At 65.6% G+C, this 11,310-nt stretch carries 9 protein-coding genes; 6 read left to right on the top strand and 3 right to left on the bottom strand.

Annotation, left to right across the window (positions count from 1 at the left end):
- Nucleotides 1-46 precede the first annotated feature (46 nt).
- Nucleotides 47-805 carry an integrase arm-type DNA-binding domain-containing protein gene (locus ACYQ6W_RS22235; protein ID WP_459678437.1) on the bottom strand — a complete coding sequence of 253 codons (759 nt, stop codon included), beginning with the start codon at nucleotides 803-805 and terminating at the stop codon, nucleotides 47-49.
- A 515-nt stretch (nucleotides 806-1,320) separates the two neighbouring features.
- On the opposite strand from ACYQ6W_RS22235, the gene ACYQ6W_RS22230 reads away from it, so the two are divergent.
- The 3 genes from ACYQ6W_RS22230 to ACYQ6W_RS22220 all read left to right on the top strand — a co-directional run bounded on the left by ACYQ6W_RS22230 (nucleotide 1,321) and on the right by ACYQ6W_RS22220 (nucleotide 3,948).
- Nucleotides 1,321-2,112, top strand: coding sequence for a hypothetical protein (locus ACYQ6W_RS22230; RefSeq protein WP_459678434.1), 792 nt, complete (start codon nucleotides 1,321-1,323; stop codon nucleotides 2,110-2,112).
- A gap of 312 nt (nucleotides 2,113-2,424) precedes the next feature.
- Complete coding sequence (locus tag ACYQ6W_RS22225) at nucleotides 2,425-2,844, top strand: cupin domain-containing protein (RefSeq protein ID WP_459678433.1); 420 nt, start codon at nucleotides 2,425-2,427, stop codon at nucleotides 2,842-2,844.
- A 147-nt stretch (nucleotides 2,845-2,991) separates the two neighbouring features.
- A complete protein-coding gene (locus ACYQ6W_RS22220) occupies nucleotides 2,992-3,948 on the top strand; it encodes a cupin (RefSeq protein WP_459678432.1) in 957 nt (318 codons plus the stop codon).
- A gap of 54 nt (nucleotides 3,949-4,002) precedes the next feature.
- Here the strand turns inward: ACYQ6W_RS22220 and proC are convergent, their stop codons facing one another.
- On the bottom strand, nucleotides 4,003-4,815 hold the full coding sequence (proC, locus tag ACYQ6W_RS22215; RefSeq protein ID WP_459678431.1) for a pyrroline-5-carboxylate reductase: 813 nt from the start codon (nucleotides 4,813-4,815) through the stop codon (nucleotides 4,003-4,005).
- Between the two features lie 689 nt (nucleotides 4,816-5,504).
- On the opposite strand from proC, the gene ACYQ6W_RS22210 reads away from it, so the two are divergent.
- Both ACYQ6W_RS22210 and ACYQ6W_RS22205 read left to right on the top strand, forming a co-directional pair.
- The gene (locus ACYQ6W_RS22210) at nucleotides 5,505-6,431 is read left to right on the top strand and encodes a hypothetical protein (protein WP_459678429.1); all 927 of its coding nucleotides are present in this window, start codon (nucleotides 5,505-5,507) and stop codon (nucleotides 6,429-6,431) included.
- Between the two features lie 169 nt (nucleotides 6,432-6,600).
- Nucleotides 6,601-9,288 carry a tetratricopeptide repeat protein gene (locus ACYQ6W_RS22205; RefSeq protein WP_459678428.1) on the top strand — a complete coding sequence of 896 codons (2,688 nt, stop codon included), beginning with the start codon at nucleotides 6,601-6,603 and terminating at the stop codon, nucleotides 9,286-9,288.
- 2 nt (nucleotides 9,289-9,290) lie between these two features.
- Here the strand turns inward: ACYQ6W_RS22205 and mntR are convergent, their stop codons facing one another.
- Nucleotides 9,291-9,746: a manganese-binding transcriptional regulator MntR gene (mntR, locus tag ACYQ6W_RS22200; protein ID WP_459678426.1), complete on the bottom strand. Its 456-nt coding sequence runs from the start codon at nucleotides 9,744-9,746 to the stop codon at nucleotides 9,291-9,293.
- A 156-nt stretch (nucleotides 9,747-9,902) separates the two neighbouring features.
- Here mntR and ACYQ6W_RS22195 point away from each other — a divergent pair, with 156 nt between their 5' ends.
- A complete protein-coding gene (locus tag ACYQ6W_RS22195; protein WP_459678424.1) occupies nucleotides 9,903-11,207 on the top strand; it encodes an Nramp family divalent metal transporter in 1,305 nt (434 codons plus the stop codon).
- The last annotated feature ends 103 nt before the right edge of the window (nucleotides 11,208-11,310 follow it).

Genomic DNA, 11,310 nt, shown 5'->3' with positions numbered 1-11,310 from the left:
AAAAATATCCGTCGTCCAAATGAGGTCTCCTTCCGGAAACCTTGAATCACGCCAGCTCGGCTCTGTGAATCCTTTTTATGGGTCCCGGCCCTAGCTGGCGATACTCTGCCTCAGACAGCCGCCGCTCCTTCCTTCCGTCGGCATATCGCACCACGCCATGCACCGGGTTGTCCGGCCTGAGACCCTGGCGCACGGCGAAGGAAAAGATGGCACCAAGCAGCCCGACCGTTCGGCTTGAGGCTCCCTTCCCACCGCGCACATTTGAAAGGCCGCGCTTCTTCCCGGTGGCCTTTCGAGACTGAGTCTCGCCGGCCGCAACCCGGTGCATGAACACTTCAACATCGTGGCGAGTTACCGCTGGGACCTTCATGCTACCCAGGAGCGGCAAAATATGGGCGCTGATGCGGCTTCGGTCGGTTGTCAGAGTGGTTGGCTTCTTTGCCTCACCGCGCCGCGTTAGAATTCGACCGGACTCTGCCTCTTCTAAATATCGATCGCAAAGTTCTTTCACACTCTCTGCAGACCTCTTCGCCTTCTTTATAGCCGCAGGGTCAGCTCCATCCACGACCTGGCCAAGGAGGCGCTTAGCCTCGTTCCTAGCCTCCTCGGGTGTCCAGGGTGCGCCATGGCGGCCTATGGTGTGCCAGCGCTGGCGACCGTCCGCCGTTCGGTACTTCAGGCAATATGCCACTGCCGCCGAGGTCTGACGTCTGGCGCAAAATCCAGCGACCGTGGCGTCCCAAATCGTCTCACCGGGCGCGAGACCTTTAACTTCCCTCAACCCGATCCGCTTGCGTTCCTGCATCTCTCGTCGCCCACTGTGGTAGCTAAGGGCATCCTAGCTACCATCTAGCTACCAGGATGGCTCAAACACGAGCAAGCAGCATCAACTAGGTGCACATTTAACTTACTGAAATTTCTTAATAAATTCTTATCTCGCAACGCCCCGCAACCCCGATCAGGCTCTGAGCTTATCCCTCCGAAGGCAAAGGTCTCGCGTTCGAATCGCGACGGGTCCGCCAGGGTTTTTGCTAATCAATCCCCTCTGACCTTTTCCAAGATACGCAAGGCGTCATAAGGACACCGCCCTCTCACGGCGAAGATAGCGAGCATCTTGAGCAGAGAAGTGACTGTGGGTTACTGCGTCTCAGGACAAAAGCGACGAAGAACGTTTCCTTCTCATTTTGATCCAAACGGCCCCGAATGAGGCTCGCCGACTCGATGGAAACTCATCCCAGAGTGGTAAGCTAGACGCACAGTTGGGCCATTGTGCATTCTTCATTTCCGTCGAGCACCATCTTCGCAGTCGGAGTTTAGGCTATGATAGAAACACCTACAGTTTTTATCGTCGGCGCCGGAGCGTCCAAGGAAGTAGGGTTGCCTCTTGGATCAGAGCTAACGGAGGAAATTAGACGCCGCTTGGTCGTTTCTGAAAGTCGTGAGGCCGGCGTGCGAACCGCTGATCCGAATATTGTAAGGGCGCTTAATGCTCTCAGCCAAGGTCATCCGGGAGCATATATCCGAGCAGCACAAGATATAAGTGCAGCAATGCCACTAGCTGTGTCTATCGACAATTTTCTTCATACTCATCGAAGCAACAAGGAGATCATCCAAGTTGGTAAAATGGCAATCGTTTCTTCAATACTAGAAAAAGAAAAAACAAGCGATCTGTTTGTAGAGACATCTAATTCTTATAACTCCATTCCATTTCCGCAAATTAAAGGCACCTGGTTTGTGCGTCTATGGCACGCGCTTTCTACGGACCTCGACGTAGACAATGTTGATCAAATTTTCTCTAATGTTTCTTTTGTTGTATTTAACTACGATAGATGCATTGAGCAATTTCTCTATTACTCGTTGAATACGTATTTCAAGATCGGCTCGTCACGGGCCAGAGAAATTCTGAGCAAATTGCGCATCATCCATCCCTATGGAAAAATTGACGATTTATTTCTAATTTCCAACCAAATTAGCTTTGGTGAGAGTGTCGATCCGCATCGACTGATTCAGCTTTCTGAAAATATAAAGACTTTTACGGAACACGAAAGCGAATCATCTGAAGTCGAAGATATCCACTCGATGATTTCAACGGCCAAAAAATCGTATTTTTAGGCTTCGCCTATCATAAAACTAATATGAAACTTCTTACCTCTGGAAACAAAACTCGCTCCAGACAGATTTTCGGAACAACCATGGGAATGTCGTTATTCGATGCAGAAATAGCCAAGAAAATGATACGAGATATGCTTCGCGAAAAAACATCTGAAGTCACGGGGGTCTATAATAGCCCCGGTTTAAATATAGATTACTTGGAACCCTCGTTTTTAGACGGGACCTGCAGTCAGTTGTTCGATTACTACAGTCGGAGTATAGGCCAATAGGGACGAAACGTGCTACCCTGCCCACCCCAACCCGAGAGCCATCATGTCCGACACAGACACCCGTCCCATCTGCCGGCTCGTGCGTGCGGGGGAGACCGTGCGCGGCAAGCAGGGGCTCGACTACACCGTGGGCATCTCGGCCGAGAGCGTCGGCGCCCAAGGCATCCACCTGCAGCTCGTCACCATTCCGCCCCTGGCCCGCGCGAAGGCGCACCGCCACGAAGCGCATGAGACGGCGATCTACGCGCTCAGCGGCGTCTCGGGCTGCTGGTTCGGGGACCGGCTGGACCAGCACGCCGTGGTCGAGCCCGGGGATTTCTTCTACATCCCGGCCGGCGTGCCGCATCAACCCTACAATCCGAGCGCGACCGACCCCTGCATCGCCGTCATCGCGCGCACCGATCCCAATGAACAGGAAAGCGTGGTGCTGATGCCGGAGCTGGACGGCCTGCACCGGGATTGACCGGGCAAGCCGGCCGAGCCGGCAAAACGTCACACCGGCCGGCGTTTTCGGCCCTGCCCTGCCCCGCCTGATGCTGTTACGGTCCCTCCGCCGGCGCATGCCCGCCCGGCGGACCGCCCAAGAAACGATCGCGACAGGACAGAGCAGATGACGCCGAACTACGACGCGCTCACGGAAAACGCCCTCTATTACGACTACAGCTCCGCCGCCAACCCGATCCGCCAGGGGCTCATTCCCGGCGTCCCCTATCACTCCTTCTCCGGCCAGTTCTTCGAGGAGGGGCCCACCCGCATCCAGCCGCTCGACATCAGCGGCGCGCTCGGCTGCGAAGGCCCGGCCACCAGCCCGGCACTCTGCGCCAATTTCATCCGCATCCTCGGCGGCAGCGTGATGACGACGGCGGAAGCCACCAGCCAGCTCTTCTTCGTGCACAAGGGCTCCGGCCGCACCGATGCCTGCGGCGAAAGCATCTACTGGAACAAGGGCGACTATCTCGTCCTGCCCGCGCACGGCCAGGCCATGCATTACGCCGAGGAAGAGGCCGGGCTCTACTGGGTGCATGATGCGCCGCTGCTGCGCTACCTCGGCGCCGCCCCCACGGTGGAGCGCTTCAAGCCCACCCTCTTTGAATATTCCAAGGCCGAGACGAAGCTGGAGACGATCGCGAACGATCCGGTGAACTCCCAGGCCAACCGCGTCAGCGTGCTGCTCGCCAATCGCGCCTTCCCGCAGACCCGCACCGTCACGCATACGCTATGGGCGATGTTCGGCCTGCTGCCCGCCGGCAAAACGCAATATCCGCACCGCCACGAATCCGTGGCGCTCGATTTCGTCGTGGACTGCAAGCCTGGCTGCTACACCATGATCGGCACGGAACTCGACGAGACGGGGATGATCAAGAACGGCGTGCGCGAGGATTGGGCGCCGGGGGCGAGCTTCGTGACGCCGCCCGGCTACTGGCATTCCCACCACAATGAATCGGGCGCGGATGCGCATGTCCTGCCCATCCAGGATGCCGGGCTGCACACCTATCTGCGGACCCTGGAAATCACCTTCAGCCACCCCGGCCATGACCGGACGGTGCACATCTCGCAGATGCCGTAAGCGGCGTGGCGCCGCCGGCAAGGGCGCTTCCCCCTCCGGCGGCCCCTGCCTGGCTCAGGCCGTCTGCAAGGCGACGCCCCGGTCCCGCGCCGCGATCACGGCGCGGGTCACGAGGGCGGTCAGCGTCTGCCCCTCCATCAGCACGCCGAGGGCGGCGGCCGTGGTGCCGCCCGGGCTCGTCACCTTCTGCCGCAGGGTGCCGGGCGCATCCTCGCTTCCGGCGGCAAGCTGGGCGGAGCCCAGGATGGTCTGCAGCGCCATCGGCCCGGCGAGCTCCGCCGGCAGGCCCACGGCGCGCGCGGCCTCGGTCAGCGCCTCGATGAAGTGGAAGAGATAGGCGGGGCCGGAACCCGAAACCGCCGTCACCGCATCCATCAGCGCATCGTCCGCGATGTCGAAGACCGGGCCGCAGGTGGCCAACAGGCCGCGCGCCCGGGCCCGCTGGGCCGGCTGCACGTAGCGGTTGGCGCAGAGCGCCATCACTCCGGCGCCAATCGCGGCCGGCGTATTCGGCATGCAGCGCAGCACGGGGGTCTCGGCCGGCAGATGCGATTCGAGCCAGCGCAGCGTCAGCCCAGCGGCGATCGAGAGGAAGACGGCGCCGCCCTCGGCAAGCGCGGCATAGGGCGGCAGCACCGCCCCCATCACCTGCGGCTTTACGGCGAGCACCACGATGTCGCAGCGCAGCCCCTGCGGCAGGTCCTCCCGGGCGGCGACGGCCTCAGCGCCCGCCGCCGCGGCCCGCGCCCGCAGGGCCTCGTCCGGCTCCACGACATGGACGGTGGGCGGATGCGGCGCGGCCAGCCAGCCCTTCAGCAGGGCAAAGCCCATGTTTCCACACCCGATGAGCAGCAGCGTGCCGGACATCCTGCGTCCTTCCTTCCATCAGCCGCGCGAGGACCAAGAGGGCCAGGCGGCAGTCGCGCCCCGCCGCCGGGTCCGCCGACCCGAGGGCCGGCAGGGGGACGATGCCAGGGATCGCGCCGCGGGGCCATGGGCAGCGGCGGGGGCGCCCCGCCCCCGCCCGAGCGCGCGGCGCGACCATCGGACACGGACAGAATTGTGCGATCATCACTCCTACGATCACGCCTTCGTGTGGAAAATCTTTTGCCTTTCCATCTTCAATGGCTATTCCTATGAAAAATGCATGTCTCGGCAGTTAAGTGGATTTTTTGTTGCAGCACCGGATACGTTCATCTATTTCGTAAGCGTCGTGATGTGCCGCCTACCACAAGCGCCTGCAGATCGAAAAGGAACGACCCAGGAACAAAACATCTACGCTCGATGAGGACCTTCGCTGCGCGCTCTGAAGGAGCGACGGCGGAGTACGGGGTGGTTTTTTCGAATCTCGGCACGCGCCGCCCATAGACAGACTCGCACGCATTTCCATCGCGCCGCCGTGCCCGGGGGAGGTGACTCTGTCGTGGACCGGATGTCTCGTCCGGCTTCCTCCCGCCTAAGGCGTCTGAGGTGCCGCCGCCTCGGACGGCTGAACTGCTGCGGCGGCCAAACCGACGTCGCGCAGAGAACAGACGTCACACAGGGAAGGACCCTCCATGAGCGGTGGAATATCAACGGTGACTGCGGGCTCGGTCACCTCGAACTTCACGAGCAGCGCCTATCTGCCGCAGTTCTACGCTTCCATCACCCCGAACACCGTCATCACCAACATCTACGGCAGCGGCAGCTACTCCATCGGCGGCGGCACGGATTATCCGCAGCTCGTGGCGATCACGCCCAATGCCGCGGCGGTCAGCGTTGACGGCGCATCGATCATCGCGGTGGGCGGCGCCGACGACAGCGTGACCGCGACCGGCACCACCCCCATCGTCGCCTTCCTCGGCTCCGGCACCCTCTTCACCGACGAAAATTCGGTGTCCACCATCTATGGCGGAACCGGCGCCGCCACCGTCACCGCCGGCTCGGCCGCCACCACGCTCTTCGGCGGCAGCGGCGACATCACCTTCTCCGCCGGATCGTCTTCCGGCGATTTCGTGCTCGGCGGGTCGGGACAGACGAACATCGCAGGCGGCGCGGGCGGCAACAACACGCTGATCGGCGGCAGCGGCACCACGCTCATCACCGCGACCGGCAGCAGCACGGGTGATCTTCTGGTCGGCGGCGTCGGCACCACCGTCATCAACGCCTCCAGCACCACCGGCGCACTGACCATCTCGGTCAATCCCAACAGCAACTCCGGCACCCTGGTCGCGACCTTGGGCTCCGGCGCCGACACGGCGCTGGCCGGCGCCGGCAATGCCGTGATCCAGGGCGGTAGCGGGCCGGACGTCTACGGCTTCGTCGCCGGCCACAGCGGCGGCGCGGTCACCATTCTCGGCTTCAGCGGCAAGGACAACATCGCTTTCGAGGGCTATAGCGGCCCGCCGGTGGAATCCGTGGGCTCGCTGGGCGACGTCATCACCCTCAGCGACGGGACGACGATCACCCTCTCCGGCATCGACCACAAGATCTTCTCGACCTGATCCAGGCGGACGGCGCGCGGTCCCAGGCCGCGCGCCTTCGCTCTGGTGCATCCTCCCGATTTCGTGACATGGTGCGGCAACCCCATCCTGTGCCGTGCCGGCGTGATCTGCTGCGGCAGACGCTTCTGAGGTCGCGCGGCGCAGACCAGCCGCTCAGGACGCCTCGCCCATGCTGTCACGCCTGCGGACGTTTCAGGACCAAGGCAAGCTGGAGGCGGCCGAGGCGAGTTTCCGCCGCATCCTGGCCGCAGCCCCCGATCATCTCCATGCGCAGCTCGGCCTCGCCGGCTGCTCCTGGCTGAGGGGCGACCGGAGCGCCGCCGAGCGCCTGCTCGCCGCGGCGCTGACACCGCCGCCGAGGGACGCTAACCAGTTGCTCGACTGCGCAGAGCTTCTGGTGGCGATGGGCGAGCGGGCGGAGGCCCGCCGCCTGCTGCATCCGCACCACGGGGACCATCCCAAGCTCGCGGAACGGCTCGGCCAGATCGCGGAGCAGGACGGGCAGTTCACTGCGGCCGCCGGCTATTACCGCCAGGCGCTGGAGGCCGGCGGGGTCTCCGAACCCGCCCTGCGCGGTCTCGCCCTCGCTTTGCTGCGCGGCGGGGATCGCGAGGGCGCCTTCGCGGCCCTCAGGCGCTGGACGGAAGACGACCCGGCGCAGGCCGCCACCGCCGCGCGTCTGCGCGGGGAGCTGCACCGGACACTCGGCGAGGCGCCGGCGGCCGTCGCGGCCTTCCGGGATGCGCTCGCCCTTCAGCCGGACAGCCGCGCGCGCCATATCGATCTCGCAACCGAACTGCGGCGGCTGCGCCGCTTCGCGGAGGCGGAGGCGGTGCTGGATGCCCTGAGCGACGCAGCGGAGGTGCGGCTCGCCCGCGCCGAACTCGCCCTCGCCCGGCAGGACCATGCGGCGGCGCTCGGCCACGTCGACGCCGCCCTCGCCGGCGGACCGGAGACCCTGGTGGCGCTGCAGCTCCGCTTCCGCATCGCCCTCGACCGGCGGGACGCCGCGGCGGCCTTCGCCGCAGCGGACGGGATGGCGGCGCTGAGCGGGGGACAGCATCGGGTGACCGCCGAGCGCTGCCGGCTGGAGGCCTATCGCAGCCTGGGGCGGGAGGCCGAGGCCCTGGCGCTCACCACCCGTCTGCGCGCCGCCCAGCCGCTCGACCCCGCGGCCGCGCTGGACCATCTGCGCCAGCTGCGGCGCATGGGCGATCGCGCGGGCGCGGAGGCGGCGCTGCGCTCTGCGCTCGCCGAGCACCCGAACCATCCGCCGCTCCTCATCGAAGGTCATGACCTGGCCCTCGCCCTGGAGGATCACGAGGCCGCCCTTGCCTTCGCTCGCGCTCTTCTCGCCCATCAGCCGGAGGTGAGCGCTCACCACTTACGCCTGCTGCCGCTGCTGCAGCGGGAGGACGAGGCGCAGGCGGAAGCCGCATGGGCCGCCGTCCTGGCGCGCTTCCCGCAGGATCTCTCCGTCCAGATGGAGGCCGTGCGCCGTCTGCAGCGGCGCGGGCTGGTGGATGCGGCGCGCGTGCAAGCGCGAGAGGTTTTTGCCGCCCATCCCGCCAGCATGGCGGCCTGGTCCCTGGTCTACGAGCTGACCATCACGGGCGGCACGGCGGCGGAGGCGGCGGCGCTGCTGCCCCTCGCCCCGGCGCAAAACGGGCAGGATGCGGTGACCGTCCTGCACAGCCGCGCGCGCCTCGCGCGGCGGCGCCATCAGGGTGCGGCGGCGCGGGAGCTTCTGCACGCCGCCCTCGCCCGCGCGCCGCAGAACCAGGGACTGCTGCACACGCTCTTCACCCTCTCGCTGCGCCGCTTCGCGGTGACGGAAGCCGAGGACTGCGTACGGCGGCTGGCGGCGCTGCGGGAGCCCGGGCGGCGTTTCAGCCAGACGGCCATTGGCCTGTATCAGACGCTGGAAGGCCAGATGCTGAACGACATCCTGCTGGACGGCGCTGCACGCACGGCGCTCGAAGCGCTGCTGCCGCTGCCGCCCGAGACGCGGCTCGCGGGTCTGCTGCCCCTCATGCGGGAGCGGCCGGACCATCTGCCGACGGCGACGCAGATCGTCATCGCGCTGCGCGAGGCGGGGGCCCTCGCCGTGCCCGCGGTCGACACGGGCGCGCCGCGCGCGATCCCCGCGCTCATCTCCCAATATTGGCACGACGAGACGCCGCCTCCGGACGTGGCCGAGGTCAGCGCCACTTGGCAGGACTGCAATCCGGGCTGGACCCATCGGCGTTTCAGCCACGAAAGCGCACGGGCCTACCTCGCGGCCGCCTTCCCGCCCGTCGTCGCCCTCGCCTATCGCCGGGCGGCAGACCCCACGACCCGGGCCGATCTTCTCCGCCTCGCCGTGCTCTTTCGCGACGGCGGTGTCTGGGCGGACATGGACGACCGCTGCCTGCAACCGCTCGAGAGGCTGCTGCCGCCCGGGACGGAGGCACTCTTCTGGCAGGAACCTACCGGCAATCTCGGCAACAACGTCATCGCCGTGCGGCCGCAGCATCCCGTGCTACGGCGGGCGCTGGCGCTCGCGGTGGAAGCCATCAACCGCGGCGATCGGGACACGGTCTGGATGCTGACCGGGCCGGGGCTGCTGACGCGCGCCTTCGCCACCAGCCTGGCCGAGGCAGCCGAGGGCTGGCGTGACTGGCTGCGCCCCATGCGCATCCTGGACGAGTTCGAGCTGTGGCAGCAGGTCGCCTATCACTGCCAGCTTTCCTACAAGCGGGCGGGTCGTCACTGGTCCAAGCGGCTGTTCAACCAGGGGCAGGCGACCCCGCGCCTCTTGCTCGATCCCTCGGCGTCGGCGGAGATGGCGCCTGTCGCCCGGCTGCAGGAAGCCTGACCTCAGCTCCGGGCGGCGCGGGCCAGATAGCGTTCGAAGGCCGCGAGCGTGCGGTCCGAGACGTGGTGCTCGATGCCTTCGGCATCGCTCTCGGCATCCTCCCGCGCGACACCGATTTCGATCAGCAGCCGCACCACGAGCTGATGGCGGGCGCGCACCCGGGCGGCCAGCGCGCTGCCCTCCTCCGTCAGAAAGATACCACGATAGGGCCGCGAGGTGACGAAACCGTCCCGCTTCAGCCGGGCGACGCTCTTCACCGCCGTCGGATGCGACACGCCGAGACGCCGGGCGATTTCCGTCACCCGTACCTCGCCATGCAGCGCCATGAGATCGGCGATCAGTTCGACGTAGTCTTCCGTCAGGGCCGTGGAGCGCTGCGCCCGCGCATGGCGGTGGCGCTTCTCGAAGGCGGTCTCCTCCGCCGCTTCCGCGGCCGCCTGGGCCTCGCTCTCCCTCATCCTCTCTGGCAACGGCCGCTTCATCCTCTTTCGCCATGGGCGCCCAGCGGACCCAAGCGCCTCACCTTTTCGTTTAGCAGACCCCTCCCGCCGATGCCAGTTGACCAATCCGTGCCATCGGCTACATTCTCTAGCATCCGCTCGACAGGGGGCCTCATGGACTTGCAGCTGGCGCGTCCGTCGCTCAGCGACCGGACGACGGAGGAGATCAGGCGCGTGCTGGGCGGCGAACGCCGCGGCTGGCGCTCCCCGCTGCTCTTCGCCGGGCCCGCGGTCATCGCCTCCATCGCCTATATGGACCCCGGCAATTTCGCGACGAACATCCAGGCCGGCGCCCGCTACGGCTATGCCCTGCTCTGGGTGGTGCTGATGGCGAACCTCATCGCCATGCTCTTCCAGGCGCTCTCGGCGAAGCTCGGCATCGTCACCGGCCGCAACCTGGCCGAGCTCTGCCGAGACCGCTTCTCGTCGCCCGTCGTCATCATTCTTTGGATCGTCAGCGAAATCGCCGCCATGGCGACCGATCTGGCAGAATTCCTCGGGGGCGCCATCGGCCTGTCCCTGCTCTTCCATCTGCCGCTGCTCGCCGGCATGGGCGTCACCGCCGTCATCACCTATCTCATTCTCGTGGCGGCCGGGCGCGGCTTCCGACCCATTGAACTCGTCATCGGCGCACTGATGGCGACGATCGCCCTCTGCTACCTGCTCGAGCTCTTCATCGCCCCCGTGAACTGGCCGGCTGCCGGCCTGCACACCCTGGTGCCGAGCCTGCCCGATGCCGCGGCGCTCACCATCTCCGTCGGCATCATCGGCGCGACCGTGATGCCGCATGCGATCTACCTGCATTCGGGCCTCACCCAGCACCGCGCCCCAGCACGAGACGAGCGGGAGCGCAGGCTGCTGCTGCGCTTTTCCAATCAGGAGGTGATCATCGCGCTCGCAGTCGCCGGTGCCGTCAACCTCGCCATGGTCATGATGGCCTCCGCCGCCTTCCATGCCGGCCATCAGGAAGTTGCCGACATCGAGACCGCCTATCACACGCTGACGCCGCTGCTCGGCAGCGCCGCCGCCGCTCTCTTCCTGCTCTCGTTGATGGCGTCCGGCATGTCGAGTTCCGCCGTCGGCACCATGGCGGGGCAGATGATCATGCAGGGCTTCGTGGGCTTCCGGATCCCCGTCTGGCTGCGCCGCGTCATCACCATGGTGCCGGCCTTCATCGTCGTCGCCCTGGGCGTGAACCCGACCTGGGCGCTGGTGGTGAGCCAGGTCGTGCTCTCCTTTGCCCTGCCCATTCCGATGGTCGCCCTCGTGCTCTTCACCGGCAACCGGACGGTGATGGGGACCTACGCCAACCGGCCTCTCACGCAGGTCGTCGCCGTCCTCGGTACGGCGGTTGTGCTGGCACTCAACCTCGTCCTGCTGCTGCAAACTTTCGGCGTGGCGATCCCGGGCCTCGGCTGAGCCCCGTCCCTCAGAGGCCATTTCGGAATCAACGCGGAACGTGTTCAGCGAGGGGTTGGATGGCCGTGCCAGATGTGATTCTGGGCAGGTGTTCGAAGCCTTG

The sequence above is a fragment of the Acidisoma sp. 7E03 genome, assembly GCF_054665075.1.
The sequence above is the reverse complement of the archived record's forward strand: the minus strand, read 5'-3'. Positions and strand labels throughout refer to the sequence as shown.

Bases quoted from the DNA above. Each gene is read 5' to 3' on its own strand.
- proC (WP_459678431.1), bottom strand. From the start codon at position 4,815: ATGTCCGGCACGCTGCTGCTCATCGGGTGTGGAAACATGGGCTTTGCC.
- mntR (WP_459678426.1), bottom strand. From the start codon at position 9,746: ATGAGGGAGAGCGAGGCCCAGGCGGCCGCGGAAGCGGCGGAGGAGACC.
- ACYQ6W_RS22225 (WP_459678433.1), top strand. From the start codon at position 2,425: ATGTCCGACACAGACACCCGTCCCATCTGCCGGCTCGTGCGTGCGGGG.
- ACYQ6W_RS22195 (WP_459678424.1), top strand. From the start codon at position 9,903: ATGGACTTGCAGCTGGCGCGTCCGTCGCTCAGCGACCGGACGACGGAG.
- ACYQ6W_RS22230 (WP_459678434.1), top strand. From the start codon at position 1,321: ATGATAGAAACACCTACAGTTTTTATCGTCGGCGCCGGAGCGTCCAAG.
- ACYQ6W_RS22210 (WP_459678429.1), top strand. From the start codon at position 5,505: ATGAGCGGTGGAATATCAACGGTGACTGCGGGCTCGGTCACCTCGAAC.
- ACYQ6W_RS22220 (WP_459678432.1), top strand. From the start codon at position 2,992: ATGACGCCGAACTACGACGCGCTCACGGAAAACGCCCTCTATTACGAC.
- ACYQ6W_RS22235 (WP_459678437.1), bottom strand. From the start codon at position 805: ATGCAGGAACGCAAGCGGATCGGGTTGAGGGAAGTTAAAGGTCTCGCG.
- ACYQ6W_RS22205 (WP_459678428.1), top strand. From the start codon at position 6,601: ATGCTGTCACGCCTGCGGACGTTTCAGGACCAAGGCAAGCTGGAGGCG.